This is a genomic window from Pseudidiomarina sp. PP-1MA, from assembly GCF_041200125.1.
Lineage (GTDB): Bacteria > Pseudomonadota > Gammaproteobacteria > Enterobacterales > Alteromonadaceae > Pseudidiomarina > Pseudidiomarina fusca.
In genome coordinates this window covers 2,048,142-2,066,346 of the sequence record NZ_CP165718.1, presented here as the reverse complement: position 1 = coordinate 2,066,346, position 18,205 = coordinate 2,048,142, and the positions used below count along the sequence as shown (strand labels likewise).

The window sequence follows — 18,205 nt, the reverse complement described above, 5'->3', positions numbered from 1 at the left end:
AATTTCTGATGAAACAACATTTTGCTAATTTGATGGATGAAGAAGAAGCGCAGATTGATATGACCCCGATGTTGGACGTGGTCTTTATTATGCTGATTTTCTTTATTGTGACTGCCAGCTTTGTAAAAGAGTCAGGGATTGATGTGAACCGTCCGGAAGCAGCCACAGCGGTGCAAAAAGACCGCGCTAATATTCTGGTAGCTATCAGTGATAGTGGTGAGATTTGGATTAACAAGCGCCAGGTAGATGCACGTGCTGTGCAAGCTAATATTGAGCGTTTATATGCTGAAAATCCGCAAGGTTCGGTGGTGATTCAAGCTGACAAAAAAGCCACTACTGAAACCTTGATCAAGGTGATGGATGCAGCTCGTGCTGCCGGTGTTTTTGATGTTTCAATTGCAACCCAAGAAGAATAGTTATGCTTAGATTTTTCGCAGCATTGTTGGTGGCGTTGGCGGTAACTGCGGGCCTGTTCTATCTGATGCAATCACTCATAGCCGGAGGTGAGGGAGCTATGAGCGAACCACCTAAAGGTAGTGTGTTGGACTTTGTCCGCGTCAAACCTGACGAAGTGGTGGAACAGAAAGAACGTAAGCCCAAACGACCACCAGAGCCAGAGCAACCACCACCGGATATGCCTCAGCCGCAATTATCTAGTAGCGATATGGATAGCAGCGCCGGCGCGATGGATTTCTCGGCAGATATTCAAGCTGATACAGGCTTGTCGGGCGGTATTGGCTTAGATACCAGCGATGGTGAGTACTTACCGATAGTTAAAGTACAAGCTGTGTACCCACGCCGGGCTTTGCAACGAGGGATTGAAGGCTACGTGGTGGTTGAATTTACTGTCACCAAACAAGGCACGGTGCGCGACCCTTATGTGGTTGAAGCCAGTCCTGAAAGTATTTTTGATCAAGCTGCTTTAGATGCAGTGCTGAAATTTAAATACAAACCCCGAGTCGTTAATGGCGAAGCAGTGGAAGTTGCTGGGGTGCAAAACCGCCTAACGTTTGCGATTGACCGATAACTAAGGGCATGGTGAGGATAGTTATTATGGGTAAATTATTAAAAGTAGCCATTATTGCCACGGTGCTGTTAGCCGCAGCAAGTAATCAAGCGGCCTGGGCTCAAGAGCGTAAGAAAACACCTGCGCTAAGAGAACAGGTCTATAGTCAACTTGCCCGTGCCCAAGAACTCGCAGATGCAGGTGATGTGCCAGCAGGTTTGCAAGTATTGCAAGCGGTGGAGCAAAAACTAAGCAGCATGAACAGCTATGAACGTGCCATGTTGTGGAATTTTTATGCCTACATGCATTATGGCCAGGATAATATCGATCAAGCTATCGTTTACTTTGCTAAAGTTGTCGATGAAGAAGCACTCCCGTTAGCGCTCGAGCAAAATACCCTTTTTAGCTTGGCGCAGCTGGCACTGGGGCAAGGTAACTATCAGCAAAGTCTAGGTTATTTAGAGCGCTGGCAGCAGTTGGTGCCGGTTGATCAGCATAGCAAAGCTTTTGTGTTAAAAGCCCAAGCGCTTTACCAAGCGGGCGATTATGCGGCGGCTTTAACGCCTATCACTCAGGCGATTGATGAAGCTGTTGATAAATCTCTGATTCCTGAAGAAAACTGGTTGGTGTTACAACGCGCCATTTATTTTGAGTTGAAGCAAACAGACCAGGTGGCCAAGGTCTTAGAGCAGATGGTGCGCTGGTATAATAAGCCGGAATATTGGGTTCAGCTAGCTGGAGTTTATGGTCAGCTAGGCGAAGAAGCCAAGCAACTAGCGATGTTAGAAGCAGCCTATCAACAGGGCTTCTTGGTTAAAGGCACCGACTTATTGAACCTGGCACAAACTTATTTCTTCAGTGATTTACCCTATAAATCGGGTCGAGTGTTAGAGCAAGCGTTAGCAGACCAGAAGGTTGAGCGCAACCTACGCAATTTGAAGATGTTGGCGCAAGCTTGGGTAGCAGCGCGTGAAACTGACAAAGCGGTGGAAGCCTTAGCTGCGGCAGCTGAGCTTAGTGACGACGGTGAATTAGACGCTCAACGTGCCACTGTGCTGCTCAATGCCGAGCGTCATCAAGCAGCGATTGCTGCAGCGCGAGCTGCGCTAACCAAGGGAAATCTGCAGCAACCTGGCACCATGCACTTGGTGATTGGCATGGCTGAACTTAATCAAGAAAATTACAATGCGGCGTTGCAAGCTTTTGCACGTGCTAAAGAATTTGAGCAATCACGGCGCACCGCAAGCCAATGGCAACGTTATGCAGAAGCTGAACTTGAACAAGCGCAGCGGTTAGCTGAAATAAATCGGTCATGATTATTTCATAAAACTGACATACGGTAATGAAAATGTCATAAAACTGACATAACATAGCTCTCCAGGTAGAAGATATGCTATATATCTTGTGTGAATCATCACTAAACTGGCGAGCTAAGTTATGGCAATCCGTGCTAAAGCAAACGTTATCTTTCCTTTACTAGCATTAACTGCAATGCTAATTCATCCTCTTGCGCAAGCTCAGGATGAGCCTGTTACTTTTGATTTTTATGGAAAAATCAATGTATCCCTACAAAGCAACGATCTTGATGATGGCACTCCCAGTGATACTGAAATTATCTCTAATGCGTCCCGTTTTGGCATTAAAGGGGGCGCTCAGTTAGATGGCGACCTTGAGGTCATTTATCAATTAGAATGGGAAGTTGACGTTGCCGATTTAGGTGGTGATGACAATATTAAGGCGCGTAACCAGTTTATCGGGCTCAAAGGTAACTTTGGTGAGTTTACTGTGGGGCGTCGCGATACCGCGTTGAAGTTGGTACAAAGTGGCTTTGATCCCTTTTCTAACTATGCCGCAGACATGAAGCATATATTTGCAGGTAAAAACCGCACTAAAAACACGTTAAGTTATTTCTCGCCTAAGTATAACCAGTTTCAGGTAGCGGCAAGTTATGTGTTTGCTGAAGATGACTTCGTTGACGATGGCATCTCGCTAAGCTTGGCTTATGGCGATAAAAAACTGAAACAAACCCAGTTTCATGCAGCCATTGCCGTAGACGATAGTGTTAATGGACGCGATATAGTGCGTGCCATGGGGATGACCAAAGTAGGCGATACTCAGCTTGGTCTGTTGTGGCAAGATCAAGAAAATGTTGATGGTACTGGTCAAGCCGATGGGTGGGTCGCGAATGTGATTCAGCCGTGGCAGAATTTCAGTTTTAAATTCCAATATCAAATGATGGATTTTGACGATGGTGATAAATCAGCCATTGCCGCTGGCGCTGACTATAAACTCGGTGCTAACACCATAGTTTACGCTTGGTATACTGGCCGTGATCTCGATAATATCGATGTACAGCAACGATACTTGGCGATTGGTATCGAGCACAAGTTTTAACTAGCAGCAAAGCAAGGTAAACTAATGCCATCAATTCCAACAGATGCAGATGATGGCGAACTTTATCTTTATCGCCGGCTACGTAGTCATTGGTCTACTCCTACAGCGTAGTCGGCAATTTCCACAAAATACCGGTCAAATTCTTAATGCCTACGTGATTTATGTGGCACTACCTGCCGTGGTGTTGCAGAAAATCCCTAGCCTAACCTTTGGCAAAGAGTTGCTTTACCCAGCCATAATGCCGTGGCTGTTATTAGTACTAACGGTGCCACTTATAATGTGGTTAGGTAAGTTGTTTAAGTGGTCACGCAATACCGTGGGTGCTATGTTAATTGTCATCCCGCTTGGCAATACCTCGTTTGTTGGGTTTCCTATGGTTGAGGCTTTTTTTGGCCCCGAGGGGATCCCATACGCACTGCTTTATGACCAACTAGGGTCATTCTTTATTCTCTCCATTTATGCCACCATTACAGCTGCGGTCTATGCTCATGATGAGGGGCAAGCAGCACAGCGACCTTCCTTGGCACAATTATTGATGAAGATCGCCAAATTTCCGCCTTTTGTTGCGCTTGTTGCAGCCTTTGCTCTAAGGCCCTTTAGTTATCCAGAAGTAGTGAGTAGTTTTATTGATTCGCTCGCCATTACCTTGGTGCCAGTAATCATGGTAGCGGTTGGCTTTCAGCTTAAACTAAGATTGCCACAAGAAGATCGAGGGCCATTGTACTGGGCTTTAGGTATAAAGTTAGTGCTTACTCCAATGATTGCCTTATTAGCTTTGTGGGCGTTTGATTTGCAGCAACTGGCGGTTCAGGTCACCATCATGGAAGCAGCCATGCCGGCGATGATTTCAGCCGGCGCGCTGGCTATTATGGCCGGCTTAGCGCCGACCTTATCAGCCGCAGTGGTAGGCTACGGAGTATTGCTGTGTTTTATCAGCTTGCCACTCTGGTTTTATCTGCTGCAATGGCTGGCTCAATCAATTTAGTCTCCAACCTTGGTGGCCTTAAACTCACCTTTGGCAACACGTACGTTAAACACCTGTTGTGGAGCAAGCTCAGCGGGGTCACGAATCACTTGGCCTTGGTCATTCTGCAGCACCGCATAACCACGCGCAATAGTCTCTAAGGGGCTAACCACTTGCAGTGTTTGAATGGTGCTTTGTAGTCGCAGATGGGCTTGTTTTAGCACGCTGCGCATGGCGGTTTGTTGGCGCTGCTGCAATTGTTGCAATTGTAATTGCGCAGGTGCCAGCAGCCGTTTTGGATGAGCTGCTAGCAAACGTTGTTGCAGTTGTTGTTGATGTTGTTGATGCAATTTAGATTGCCGCAGCAGGGCAGATTGGGCACGGTTGCTGAGTTCATCTAAGCGTTGACTATTTTGCTGTAGCTGACGTTGGGGGTGTTGTTGCTGTAAACGTTGCTGTAAATACCGTTGCTGGTGTTGCCAACTCGTCATTTGGGCCTGCCAAACGCGGGCTAAACGATGCTCTAAGTGAGTAATTACTTGCATGGTTTCGCGCTGATCACGGGTCACTAACTCAGCCGCTGCCGATGGTGTAGCTGCGCGTACGTCGGCGACAAAATCAGCAATAGTAAAGTCGACTTCATGACCGATTGCCGCAATGGTCGGAATCGGGCAGGCAAACAACGCATGAGCTAGTTGTTCGTTATTAAAACACCACAAATCTTCTAATGAGCCACCACCGCGACTCACAATGAGTACATCAACCTCGTTTCGTGCGATTGCCCGTTGCAACATCTGTAGCAGCTCTTGCGGAGCACTTTGGCCTTGTACGCTAGCAGGGTAGATGATCACCTCTACCGCTGGGTCGCGGCGTTTCATTACGGCTAAAATATCGCGCACGGCCGCTCCTGTGGGGGAGGTGATCACGCCTACTTTGTTAATGCGGGGCGGCAGTGCTTGCTTGGTTTGAGGATCGAACAAGCCAGCAGCTTGGAGTTTGGTTTTAAGTTGTTCGTATTGTTGCTGCAGTAAGCCGGCCCCAGCGTCTTCCATATGTTCTATGATCAGCTGATAATCGCCGCGCGGTTCGTACACGGTCAATTTGGCCCGTACTAAAACCTGCATGCCTTGTTGCGGCTGTATCCGTACCCGTTGATTAGCATTGCGAAACATGGCTGCTTTAATTTGCGCACGTTCATCTTTTAAGGTGAAATACCAATGGCCAGAGCCAGGAGCGGCAAAGTTTGAAATTTCGCCAACCAGCCAAACCGAGCCAAAGCCCTGCTCTAATACTTGCCGAACTTCGCTATTAAGGCCATGTACGGTAAAGATGTGCGACTGCTGCATGATAAAACCCACTGGAAAGTTGAGAAATCAGTTTACTGAAAAGCGCTTTGCGAGTAAAATCTGCACGCAACATTAAGTCAGCCAGTGAGATGTTGCCATGCTACGAATTGCCCAAGAAGCTCTTACCTTTGACGACGTTCTGCTCGTCCCAGGACACTCCACCGTTTTACCCCATACAGCCGATTTGCGCACGCGTTTAACGCGCTCGATTGAATTGAATATTCCCCTTGTATCAGCGGCCATGGATACGGTAACCGAAGCAGCATTAGCCATTGCTCTAGCGCAAGAAGGCGGGCTAGGCTTTATCCACAAAAATATGACCATTGCTGAGCAAGCCGCACATGTCCGTAAAGTTAAAAAATACGAAAGCGGTGTGGTTTCAGACCCAGTAACAGTTACTCCCGACACTACTTTAGGTGAAATCAGAGCGCTAGCCATCGAGCATGGCTTTCATGGATTTCCTGTGGTCGCAGAAAGTGGTGAGCTAGTAGGTATTATCACCGGTCGAGATACTCGCGCTGAAAAAGATGATAGCCGCTTAGTTAGCAGCATCATGACCCCTAAAGACAAATTAATTACCGTGAAAGAAAATGCTGGCAGTGATGAAATCTTAGGTTTGATGCATCAACACCGCGTAGAAAAAATCTTGGTCGTAAACGACGATTTTCATATGCTTGGCATGATCACCTTGAAAGATTTCACCAAAGCTGAAAACAAGCCTAACGCCTGTAAAGACGATTTAGGGCGGTTACGAGTGGGTGCTGCGGTAGGCGTGGGTCCAGGCACAGAAGAACGCGTAGCGGCATTGGTTGAAGCCGGGGTAGATGTACTGTTGATTGATACCTCTCATGGCCATTCACAAGGGGTTATTGACCGAGTGATGTGGGCACGCAAAACTTACCCAGACTTGCAAATCATCGCAGGTAACGTGGCAACGGGTGCTGGAGCGAAAGCCTTGGCTGATGCCGGGGTAGATGCGGTAAAAGTTGGGATTGGTCCTGGCTCTATCTGTACCACGCGCATTGTTACCGGTTGCGGTGTGCCGCAAATTACGGCTATTTCAGACGCCGTAGACGCACTTAAAGGAACCAACATTCCGGTTATTGCTGATGGCGGGATTCGCTTTTCTGGAGATATTGCTAAAGCCATCGCTGCTGGAGCGGATTGCGTGATGGTTGGCAGTATGTTGGCGGGTACTGAGGAGTCACCCGGTGAAGTAGAGCTTTATCAAGGCCGCTACTACAAATCCTATCGTGGCATGGGCAGTATTGGTGCTATGAATCAGCGTCACGGCTCGTCGGATCGTTACTTTCAAGCAACGAACGAAGCAGAAAAACTGGTGCCTGAAGGGATTGAAGGCCGCGTTGCGTACAAGGGGCCGATTGCCACTATTATTCATCAGCAAATGGGCGGTTTACGTTCAGCCATGGGCTTAACCGGCTGTGCCACCATGAAAGAAATGCGCACCAAACCGCAATTTGTCAAAGTAACAGCGGCGGGTATGGGTGAATCCCATGTGCACGATGTGCAAATCACCAAAGAAGCACCTAACTACCGGATGGGATAAGCAATCATGCAAGATATTCATGCGCATAAAATATTAATTTTAGATTTTGGTTCGCAGTACACTCAGCTGATTGCTCGCCGTATACGTGAACTAGGTGTCTATTGTGAACTTTGGGCTTGGGATGTGAGCGAAGCTGATATCCGCGAGTTTAAGCCGAATGGTATTATTTTGTCAGGGGGGCCCGAATCTGTCACTGCAGCTGACTCTCCGCGCGCACCTGATTACGTGTTTAACGCTGGGGTACCGGTATTTGGTATCTGTTATGGCATGCAAACCATGGCGGCCCAGTTAGGTGGTCAAGTGCAAGGCTCTAGTGAGCGTGAATTTGGCTATGCGCAAGTAGAACGTATTGCGCCCTGTCCACTGTTTCATCACATTGAAGATAGCGTTCACGAAAGCGGCAATCCTAGCATTGATGTCTGGATGAGCCATGGTGATAAAGTGATTGAAATGCCACCGGGTTTTACCCTTGTGGCGCAAACACCAACCTGCCCGATTGCGGCTATGGCCGATGACACCCGCGATTTTTATGGTGTGCAGTTCCACCCTGAAGTAACTCATACGCGCCAAGGGATGCGGATGCTAGAGCACTTTGTGGTAGAAATCTGCGAGTGTGAACAAAACTGGACGCCGGCACACATTATTGATGATGCAGTTGCTCGAATCCGCGCCCAAGTAGGAACCGGAAAGGTGGTGTTGGGCTTATCCGGTGGGGTAGATAGTTCGGTTACTGCCATGCTGTTGCACCGTGCCATTGGTGACCAGTTAACCTGCGTCTTCGTTGATAACGGTCTGTTACGCTGGCAAGAAGCAGAGCAAGTTATGGACATGTTTGGTGACCACTATGGCCTCAATATCATTCATGTCGATGCCGAGAATCGCTTCTTAGATGCCCTTGCTGGTGAGCAAGAGCCCGAGGCTAAACGAAAAATTATTGGCCGTGTGTTCGTTGAAATATTTGATGAACAGGCGAGTTTAATTAAAGACGTATCTTTCCTAGCTCAAGGTACGATTTACCCGGATGTGATTGAATCGGCTGGCTCGAAAACGGGTAAAGCCCATGTGATTAAATCTCACCATAACGTAGGTGGTTTGCCGGCCGATATGAAGCTGAGCTTGGTGGAGCCATTACGTGAATTATTCAAAGATGAAGTGCGTAAAATTGGTCTTGAGTTAGGGTTGCCATATGACATGCTTTATCGTCACCCCTTCCCAGGACCAGGCTTGGGCGTACGGGTCTTGGCTGAAGTTAAGAAAGAATATTGCGACTTGTTGCGTCGTGCTGACCACATCTTTATTTCAGAGTTACGCAAAGCTGGTTTGTACCATGAAGTAAGCCAAGCTTTTGCGGTCTTCTTACCGGTACGTTCAGTTGGCGTTATGGGTGATGCTCGAAAATACGATTGGGTGATTGCACTACGCGCCGTAGAAACGATAGATTTTATGACCGCACGCTGGGCACACTTGCCATACACGCTGTTAGAAACCGTATCTAATCGTATTATTAACGAAATTGATGGTATTTCACGGGTGGTATACGATATTTCCGGCAAGCCGCCAGCTACCATCGAGTGGGAATAGGTTAAGATGCTGCGAGTTCTGCTTAGCTGTTGCTGGTTGTTATTGATAGTTGGCTGTACGCCAGCTCCAGAGCCCAGTCAGCTAGAGCAAATCAAAGCCCGCGGCGTATTAAAGGTAGGGACCTTGATGGGTCCCTCAACCTATTACCTTGATGCCAATGGCGAAGCAGGCATTGAAGCGGCCTTGGCGCAGCAATTTGCTGATGAACTCGGCGTAGCCCTAGAAATGGTGCCGCGCTATAACGTCAAAAACTTACTCGATTTACTGGCTAACAACGAAGTAGACCTGTTGGCAGCTGGGTTAGATCGTACACCCCAACGCGACCAACTGTTTCGTTTTGGCCCTCCTTACCTTGAGGTAAGCCAGCGGGTCATTTACAAACAAGGCTCGCGTGATCGGCCGCGTAGTTTAACCGAGTTAGATGGTGAACTGGTGGTGGTGGCTAACAGTAGTCACCACGATTGGCTGCAAAGTATTAGTAGTGATTATCCTGAGCTGAAATGGCGCGCCACGGATGATCAAGATACCCAAGAGCTTTTGCGCCGCGTCATGTTAGGTGAGATCGACTTTACCATCGCGGACAGCAATACACTTGATATCCAACGTCGTTATTATCCTAATCTAAGCGTGGCCTTTACGGTACGAGACCGAGTTGATGTGGGCTGGATGCTAGCATCCCAGGTGGATGGCTCTCTTTATGCTGAAGTGATTGATTTTTTTGGTGAACTGCGTGCGTCAGGCCAGTTGGCACAGTTGATGGACCAGCATTTTGGCCATGTTGCTAACTTTAATTACGTGGATGCTAGTTTGTTTATTCAAGCAGTAGAAACTACCTTACCGCGTTACCGCGAGATGTTTGAACGCCATGCAGGTAGTCTCGATTGGCGTTTATTGGCCGCTATCAGCTACCAAGAAAGCCATTGGAACCCGCGTGCTTTGTCGCCAACTGGGGTTCGCGGCATGATGATGCTGACCCTGCCTACGGCTAAGGCGATGGGCGTAACCAGTAGACTTAACCCGGAGCAAAGCATTCGTGGCGGAGCACGCTATTTTGAGCGAATGCTGCAGCGAATTCCAGCCCGTATTCAACACCCTGACCGCATTTGGTTTGCGTTGGCTGCCTATAATATTGGCTTTGGCCATCTTGAAGACGCACGGATTTTGACTCAGCAGCAGGGCGCCGATCCTGATCGCTGGATAGATGTGAGAAAACGTCTACCTTTATTACGACAGAAAAAATATTACCGACAAACCAAGTATGGTTTTGCTCGAGGTGATGAACCGGTGCGGTATGTAGGAAACATCCGTCGTTATTATGATACCTTGATTTGGCTTGATAGCCGTGGACGCATTCCAGCCAAACCCATGCAAATTCTGCTTCCGCAAGGTAGTGGTGACGAGATGAACTAATGCGTAGAAACCGTCGGTTGGTGTCGCCTGAAAGACGCCGTGCTTTGCTAAGAAAACGTCATCGATTACAACTGGAGCGCCGCCAGAAGTGGTTCCGGTTGTGTGAGAAAACTGATAATTGACCCTCGATAATTTGGAGAGAGATCTGTGGAAATAGTACGTGGCGCTCCGGCCTTGTCAGAATTTCGTACCGAAAAGCTGTTGCAACGATTACAGGCTGCTGAGCTTCCGGTTACCGAAGTTTATGCAGAGTTCATGCATTTTGTAGATGTAGCCCAAGCGCTTGACGATGCGTCGCGCGAAGTGTTGGGGAAATTACTCAGTTATGGCCCTTCTATGGCGCAGCACTTGCCTGAGGGTAGCTTACAAGTGGTGGTGCCACGCCAAGGAACTATCTCACCTTGGTCATCAAAAGCAACGGACATTGCGCATAACTGTGGGTTGACCCAAATTAAGCGCATCGAACGCGGCATTGCCTACTACCTCAGTGGTGAGCTGAGTGTGGAGCAATTGGCTCAGGCGGCCGCTTTGTTACATGATCGTATGACCGAAATGGTGTTGGCAGAATTGCAGCAAGCAAGCATCTTATTCGAGCATGCCGAGCCGGCTCCACTACAAAGTATTGATATTTTAGCTGGTGGTCGAGCAGCCCTGGCACAAGCTAACGTGACCATGGGGCTCGCGCTTGCGGATGATGAAATTGATTATTTGTTTGAAAATTTTAGCGCGTTAAAGCGCAATCCAAACGACATAGAACTCTATATGTTTGCGCAAGCAAACTCTGAGCATTGTCGCCACAAAATTTTTAACGCCGATTGGACTATTGATGGCGAGCAGCAGCTTAAATCATTGTTCAAAATGATTAAGAACACCTACGAAACGCACCCTGAAAACGTGTTGTCGGCATACAAAGACAATGCTGCGGTGATGGTAGGGTCAGAAGCTGGTCGTTTTTATCCATACCCAGCCGGCAGCGCCGCCGCAGGTGAATACAGCTATTTCCATGAGCCTATTCATATTTTAATGAAGGTGGAAACTCACAACCATCCTACTGCCATTTCACCTTATCCGGGTGCCGCCACGGGGTCTGGGGGCGAGATTCGTGACGAAGGTGCAACGGGGCGTGGCTCTAAACCTAAAGCCGGTTTGGTTGGCTTTACCGTATCTAACCTGCGTATTCCAGGCTTTGAACAGCCATGGGAAGAAGACTTCGGTAAACCAGAACGGATTGTTACCGCACTGGATATTATGCTCGAAGGACCCTTAGGTGGCGCTGCGTTTAATAATGAATTTGGCCGCCCTGCTTTAACAGGTTACTTCCGTACCTATGAAGAAAAAGTAACCAGCCACAACGGCGAAGAAATCCGTGGTTATCATAAGCCTATTATGATTGCCGGCGGTATGGGGAATATTCGCGAGCAACACGTTGAGAAGGGTGAGATTCCGGTCGGCGCCAAGCTTGTGGTATTAGGCGGCCCGGCCATGAATATCGGTTTAGGTGGCGGTGCGGCATCATCGATGGCATCTGGTACCTCTACCGAAGATCTCGACTTTGCTTCGGTTCAGCGTGATAACCCAGAAATGGAGCGGCGCTGCCAAGAAGTGATTGACCGTTGCTGGCAACTGGGCGACAAGAACCCCATTGCATTTATTCACGATGTAGGCGCTGGTGGTTTGTCGAATGCCATGCCAGAGCTGGTGGGTGATGGTGGCCGTGGTGGTATTTTTGACTTACGCAAAGTGCCCAACGATGAGCCAGGTATGTCGCCGCTCGAGATTTGGTGTAACGAATCGCAAGAACGCTACGTGATGGCTATTGCGCCAGAACATATGGATGTTTTTGAACAGATTTGTCAGCGTGAGCGGGCACCATTCGCAGTGATTGGTGAAGCCACTGAAGCGCAACATCTAACCATGACAGATCCGGTATTTGCTAATAAGCCCATTGATTTGCCACTGAACGTGCTACTTGGTAAACCACCGAAAATGCATCGTGACGTAAGTTCAGCGCAAGTTCAGGGACAAGCGCTAGAAACCAGCTCAATCAAGCTTAACGACGCGGCCAAGCGCTTGTTACGATTGCCAGCGATTGCAGAGAAAACCTTCTTGATTACCATTGGTGATCGGTCTGTGACTGGTTTGGTTGCGCGTGACCAAATGGTGGGACCATGGCAAATACCTGTAGCCGATGTGGCGGTAACTGCTGCTAGCTACGATACCTATGCCGGTGAAGCTATGGCCATGGGTGAACGCACACCACTGGCGTTATTAAACTACGGCGCGTCTGCACGGATGGCCGTGGGCGAGGCTTTGACCAACCTTGCTGCCGCTGATATCGGCGATTTAAGTTTTGTAAAATTGTCGGCAAACTGGATGGCTGCTGCTGGTCACCCAGGCGAAGATGCTGGTCTCTATGAAGCAGTCAAAGCGGTCGGTGAAGAACTTTGTCCAGCGCTTGGAATCACCATTCCGGTGGGTAAAGATTCGATGTCGATGAAGACTCGCTGGCAGGATAGTGCCGGTAATGAACAAGCAGTAACCGCACCGCTGAGCCTTGTCATTACTGCCTTTGGTCGCGTACGTGATGTGCGTCGAACGCTAACCCCGCAGCTGCGGATGGATAAAGGCGACTCTAAATTAGTCTTGATTGATTTGGGGCAAGGGCAAAACCGTCTGGGTGGTTCAGCGTTAGCCCAAGTTTATCGTCAGTTAGGTGATGTCACGCCTGACGTGGATGACGCCGCCTTGCTGAAAGGCTTCTTCAACGCCATCCAACAACTGGTGCACAACAAGCAATTACTGGCCTATCATGATCGCTCTGATGGTGGTTTGTTTGTGACGGTGGCAGAAATGGCCTTTGCTGGTCATTGTGGGGTTGAAGTAGCCCTTGATGAAGTTGGTACAGACGATCTTGCGGCACTCTTTAGTGAAGAATTAGGCGCTGTCATTCAGGTAACTGTTGAGGACTTGCCGGCAGTGCAGGCAGTATTTGCTGAACATGGGTTAGCTGATTGTGTGAAGGTTATCGGTCAGCCTGTGCGCGAAGATGTGGTGCGATTTAATCGCAATGGACAAGAAGTGCTGTCTCATTTGCGTAGTCACTACCGTGCTGTGTGGGCAGAAACTACCCATCAGATGCAGCGTTTACGAGATAACCCAGAGTGCGCTGATGAAGAGTTTGAAGCTAAGCAAAACCTTAATGATCCTGGTTTGTTTGCCGAACTGACGTTTGATGTGGCTGAGGATATTGCGGCTCCGTACATCAATACAGGGCGTGATCCTGTGGTGGCTATTTTGCGTGAGCAAGGGGTGAACTCGCACATGGAAATGGCCGCAGCTTTCGATCGCGCCGGCTTTGCTGCGATTGATGTGCACATGAGTGACATTTTAAGCGGTCGCATCAGCTTAGATAAGTTTGATGGTTTAGCTGCTTGTGGCGGTTTCTCCTACGGTGACGTACTAGGTGCAGGCGAGGGTTGGGCGAAGTCGATTTTATTTAATGGCCGTGCCCGCGATGAGTTCAGTGCTTTCTTTGAACGCCAACGCACGTTCGCGCTAGGGGTGTGTAATGGCTGTCAGATGTTATCAAATCTGAAAGAACTGATTCCTGGTGCAGAAGCTTGGCCACGTTTTGTTACTAACCGTTCAGAGCGGTTTGAAGCGCGTTTTAGCTTGGTTGAAGTGCAGCCTAATGACTCGTTGTTCTTCTCTGGTATGGCTGGCTCGAAAATGCCAATTGCGGTATCTCATGGTGAAGGGCGGGCTGAATTTAGTGGCAACAACCTAGAGTTAGTACAGCAACAGCAGTTAGTGACTTTGCGCTACATTAATAATAAGGGCCAAGTTGCTAGCAGCTATCCGGCTAACCCCAATGGTACTCCAGCGGGAATTACCGGATTAACTACCAGTGATGGTCGAGTGTCTATTATGATGCCGCATCCAGAGCGGGTGTTCCGTACCGTAGCGAATAGCTGGCATCCAGACGAATGGGGTGAAGATAGCCCGTGGATGCGCATGTTCCGCAATGCTCGAGTCTATTTAGGCTAAGATAGTCCTGCGTAGGACACCAGCAGAACCCGAGATCATGTAAGCAGCTGTAGACGCTTACTTGGTCTCGGGTTTTTCGTTATTGGATCGGTGTAATTTCTCAGCCGCTTGTTGCGCGCGGCGTTGTTTAAAAAAATCCTTTAATTGCTGCGCACAGGTGTCTGCTAATACGCCACCTATAACCTCAACCTGATGATTCATACTGCTGTGGTTAACGACTTGGATGGCGCTACCCGTTGCGCCTGTACGCGGATCGCTGGCGCCAAATACAAGAGTTTTAACGCGGGCATGAGTGATCAGCCCAGCGCACATTGCGCAGGGCTCTAGGGTCACATATAAAGTCGTGTCTACCAGACGATAATTATTAAGTTTTTGACCAGCTGCGCGAATCGCCATCACTTCAGCATGGGCGGATGGGTCATGCAAATGAATCACTTGGTTAAAGCCTTCACCGATGATTTCACCTTGTTGTACTAAGACAGCCCCCACGGGGACTTCACCTAAGGCTTGAGCCTGCTCGGCTAGTTGGAGTGCACGTTGCATAAAATGCTGGTGCTGTTGGTTGGAGTCGAGCATAGATAGAAAGACGCTTCGTTGTAAAATGATGGCCTATCATAAAAAAAAGCCCCCGCAGATGCGAGGGCTTGTTTCAACTAAAGCGCGGTTAGGCTTAGAAATCGTATTTAAAGCCTAAACGGATGCTCCACAATGATGGTGCACCTGAACGACCTTGTACGCCGTCAATACGTGAGCTTAATGACTCAAATACATATTGGTTTTGGTCGTTAATTGATACGTTAGCTACGCCAATTGAACGAGGGAAGCTTGCTTCATACAACACGCCCCAATCATCGTTTAACAGGTTAGTTAAGTTATCAACCACAAAGTACAGGCTTGATTTGTGACCCTCGGCAAAACCAGGTAGGTCTTGTTCGAATTTGAAGTCAACTTTGTGCCACCAGCTGCTATAGAACTCGTTACGAGGTGCAATACCACCAGCGTACTTGTCTAAGCCAGCTTCTTCAATAAAGGCAAAGAATTTGTCAGTATCAAAGCCAGCAGCAAAGATTGCATTCGGGTCAGTTAAACCAGTTGGTACGTATAACAAGGCACGAGCAGAGCTAGTGATATCACCAAACACGTTACCGTTCATAGTGTAGCTGTACGGACGACCTTTGTTAGCGCTACCGAATAAGCTGAACTTAGTATCGTAACCATCTAACCACTCAGTGGTGTAGGTAGCACGGAAAGTAAAGCGGTGTGGAATTTCGTAGTTAGAAGTTGCCACGCCTGGGTTTTGTAAATCAGCAGCCGCTACGTTGGTGTAGTTTGAGTAAGCTACCGAGCTGGTCATTGGGTTAACGTCTTCAGCTTTGTTCCAAGCGTAAGCCAAGGTCCAGTCTAAACCAAAGTCATGGGATTTGCTTACCGCCAATGACAATGAGGTTTGCTTACCAGAGTCACCATCAACGTTGGTTAACAAGAAGGCATCAGAGCCTGAACCGGCATAGATTGGACGACCGTCTGGAGCTGTATCCACTTGTGTACGGCGTAAGTCTTTGATGATTGCAGCATTGTCTTTTTCAGTGTGCAACAAGTCAGCCATGAAAACATAGCCGTTATCAAAGGCGTAGGTGGCACCAATGGCATATTTCCATTCTTTAGGTAATTCAAAGTTAGGATCTAATGCGTTAACCGGGCCAACACCAGCAGCGTTTGCTACTTCGTCATACATGGACTGTGGAATGTCGATTAATGGATTACCAGAACCAGTGTGAGGGATATCAAACAGGCTGCCACCATTTAAGAACAGGTTTGATTCGTACAAGCTCACGCCGTTGTTTGAGTAGTTGTTAGACAACCAAACGTTCGGGTTACCGCCTGAGTACAAACCAATTCCACCACGTACTTCAAGTTCTGGGCTTACTACCCAGTTTACGCCTAAGCGCGGCTGTACTAGACCTTCGCCATCCAACGTAGCAGTGTTAGCAAAACCATAAGTGCTTTGGAAGTTAGCGTTCAGCGCTGGCTCATCACTGGTGGTGTACCAGTCATAACGTAAACCAGCAGTTAAGGTTAAGTCTTGGTCGATAAAGTAGTATTCATCTTGCGCATACAAGGTGTTTACTGAGTACTTGAATTGACCAGCACCGTCATTTGGATCGTTACTACCAGCGGCGTTTTCATAAATCACGCGGCTAGGAGTACCAGCTTCAAAAGCATCGATAGAGGCAAACCGGAACTCACCTTGTGCTTCTTGAATAAACAAGTTGTACACGTCGTAAGTTTCGCGCTCATAACCGAAGGTAAAAGTATGGTCTTCATACAAGTAAGTACCAGCAACTTTAAAGAAAGTTGTGTCGTAGTACAACTTGTTGGCATGACGAGAGTCGTCAGCACCAAGATAAATGGTGTTGCCATTGTGGCTGATTTGAACTTCACCTACTTCAGTACCGCCAAGTGGGTTAACGCGAGCGTCTAACTCAGAGTAACCAGCACGAATTTCGGTAGAGAAGTTGTAGGTCCAGTCTGAGTACAACTGTGCTACATAAGAAGTGAATTTAGAACCACGCTCATAGAAGTGGTTAGAGAATTCTAGTTCGTTGTCATCACCGTCAGACTCAGCGATAGAGTAACCATCGTTGTAGTTGTAGGTAAAGGCCGCACGATGCTGGTCATTAATGTACCAGTCTAATTTCGCTAAGAACTTCTCGTCTTCTACTGGAATACTAGCTGGGAAACCGCCTGGCTCGAAGCCGTAAACATCACGGGCGATGTTAGCAATTCGGTCAAGATCTGCTTGCGTAACGCCTATTACTGGCGTGGCTGCAGAGCCATCTTCTGGTCCGCGATCGAACGTATCAGCGCCTTCTAGTTTTTCATAAGCAATGAAGGCGAAAAGTTTATCATCAATTAATGCGCCACCACCGTTGAAACCGTAACGACGTTCGTTGAAAGCCCCCACGTTGATCGAGTCACCTTCAAGCTTGTCGCCTTGCAGACTGTCGTTGGTGTAATCAAAGAAAACGCTACCAAATAGTTCGTTTTCACCTGATTTGGTTACGGCGTTAATGTTACACGCAGTAAAACCACCGTATTGCACGTTAAAAGGAGCTAACTCTACTGCTACCTGCTCAATAGCATCATAAGAGAAAGGCATACGCTCGGTAGGGTAACCACTTGAATTCAAACCAAAGTTATCGTTCATGCGCACGCCGTCAACAGTCAAGCTGTTGAAACGCGGGTTAGCGCCGGCGCACTGAATGTCACGTGCGTTAGTTTCGTTGATATAGATACGCGGGTCATTACGTACAATATCTTTGATATCACGGTTTACTGTAGGAGCGCTTTGCAAATCAGCTAGGCTGAAGGTTGCAGTTGGACCATTAGTACCAGAAGTCGTAGTGAGTTGCGAACCAGTGACAGCAATGCGTTCTACGGACTGCTGCGGCACTGCCACGCTTAAGTTTTCGGTCTCGCCCAAGGTTAAGAAGACGTTCTCAATAACCTCGCTGTTACCCATCGCATCGGTGACAGTTAACGTGTATGGACCACCTACGGCAAGGCCGCGGGCAGAGAACAATCCATTGTCGTTAGCTGAAAGTGTACTAGTAGTACCGGTGCGTTCATCCTTTAACGTTACCGTTGCATTGGCGATAGCTTGTCCGGTTGCTTCGCTCGTTACCACACCACGAATACTTGATGTGGTTTCTTGCGCAATGGCCGCTGAGGAAATCCCGATAGCCAAGGCAACTGCGGCGGCTATACGGCTGGGTTTACTATTGAACATGATGTTGTTTCCCTAGTTGTGTTAAACAAACAGTTTTATCAATAAAAAAGTTGGGTTGCGAAGTGTAGTTAATAACTATGACAAATTGATGACTTTGTCG

12 protein-coding genes are annotated in these 18,205 nt (G+C 48.2%); 9 read left to right on the top strand and 3 right to left on the bottom strand.

Annotated features, from left to right (window positions below; translation table 11 throughout):
* Window positions 1–8: 8 nt before the first annotated feature.
* The 5 genes from AB8S08_RS09800 (at window position 9) to AB8S08_RS09780 (ending at window position 4,385) form a co-directional block, all read left to right on the top strand.
* Window positions 9–416, top strand: a complete 408-nt coding sequence (locus AB8S08_RS09800) for a biopolymer transporter ExbD (protein WP_110075798.1) — start codon at window positions 9–11, stop codon at window positions 414–416.
* Between the two features lie 2 nt (window positions 417–418).
* On the top strand, window positions 419–1,027 hold the full coding sequence (locus tag AB8S08_RS09795; RefSeq protein ID WP_369742624.1) for an energy transducer TonB: 609 nt from the start codon (window positions 419–421) through the stop codon (window positions 1,025–1,027).
* A gap of 26 nt (window positions 1,028–1,053) precedes the next feature.
* Window positions 1,054–2,322: a tetratricopeptide repeat protein gene (locus AB8S08_RS09790; protein WP_369742623.1), complete on the top strand. Its 1,269-nt coding sequence runs from the start codon at window positions 1,054–1,056 to the stop codon at window positions 2,320–2,322.
* Between the two features lie 121 nt (window positions 2,323–2,443).
* Window positions 2,444–3,400: a porin gene (locus tag AB8S08_RS09785; RefSeq protein ID WP_369742622.1), complete on the top strand. Its 957-nt coding sequence runs from the start codon at window positions 2,444–2,446 to the stop codon at window positions 3,398–3,400.
* Between the two features lie 49 nt (window positions 3,401–3,449).
* Window positions 3,450–4,385: an AEC family transporter gene (locus tag AB8S08_RS09780; RefSeq protein WP_369742621.1), complete on the top strand. Its 936-nt coding sequence runs from the start codon at window positions 3,450–3,452 to the stop codon at window positions 4,383–4,385.
* On the opposite strand, the gene xseA is transcribed toward AB8S08_RS09780, so the two are convergent.
* Entirely contained in the window at window positions 4,382–5,710 is a 1,329-nt protein-coding gene (gene xseA, locus AB8S08_RS09775) for an exodeoxyribonuclease VII large subunit (RefSeq protein ID WP_369742620.1), read from the bottom strand. The genes AB8S08_RS09780 and xseA overlap by 4 nt on opposite strands.
* Window positions 5,711–5,807: 97 nt before the next feature.
* On the opposite strand from xseA, the gene guaB reads away from it, so the two are divergent.
* The 4 genes from guaB to purL all read left to right on the top strand — a co-directional run bounded on the left by guaB (window position 5,808) and on the right by purL (window position 14,315).
* Window positions 5,808–7,277: an IMP dehydrogenase gene (guaB, locus tag AB8S08_RS09770; protein WP_110076102.1), complete on the top strand. Its 1,470-nt coding sequence runs from the start codon at window positions 5,808–5,810 to the stop codon at window positions 7,275–7,277.
* A 6-nt stretch (window positions 7,278–7,283) separates the two neighbouring features.
* Window positions 7,284–8,858 (top strand): glutamine-hydrolyzing GMP synthase, encoded by a 1,575-nt coding sequence (gene guaA / locus AB8S08_RS09765; RefSeq protein ID WP_219968249.1) that lies wholly within the window; start codon window positions 7,284–7,286, stop codon window positions 8,856–8,858.
* 6 nt (window positions 8,859–8,864) lie between these two features.
* On the top strand, window positions 8,865–10,268 hold the full coding sequence (gene mltF, locus AB8S08_RS09760; protein WP_153826181.1) for a membrane-bound lytic murein transglycosylase MltF: 1,404 nt from the start codon (window positions 8,865–8,867) through the stop codon (window positions 10,266–10,268).
* 147 nt (window positions 10,269–10,415) lie between these two features.
* Window positions 10,416–14,315, top strand: a complete 3,900-nt coding sequence (gene purL / locus AB8S08_RS09755) for a phosphoribosylformylglycinamidine synthase (protein ID WP_369742619.1) — start codon at window positions 10,416–10,418, stop codon at window positions 14,313–14,315.
* Between the two features lie 57 nt (window positions 14,316–14,372).
* Here the strand turns inward: purL and tadA are convergent, their stop codons facing one another.
* A complete protein-coding gene (gene tadA / locus AB8S08_RS09750; RefSeq protein ID WP_369742618.1) occupies window positions 14,373–14,891 on the bottom strand; it encodes a tRNA adenosine(34) deaminase TadA in 519 nt (172 codons plus the stop codon).
* Window positions 14,892–14,985: 94 nt separating this feature from the next.
* Complete coding sequence (locus AB8S08_RS09745; RefSeq protein ID WP_369742617.1) at window positions 14,986–18,105, bottom strand: carboxypeptidase regulatory-like domain-containing protein; 3,120 nt, start codon at window positions 18,103–18,105, stop codon at window positions 14,986–14,988.
* Window positions 18,106–18,205 lie beyond the last annotated feature (100 nt).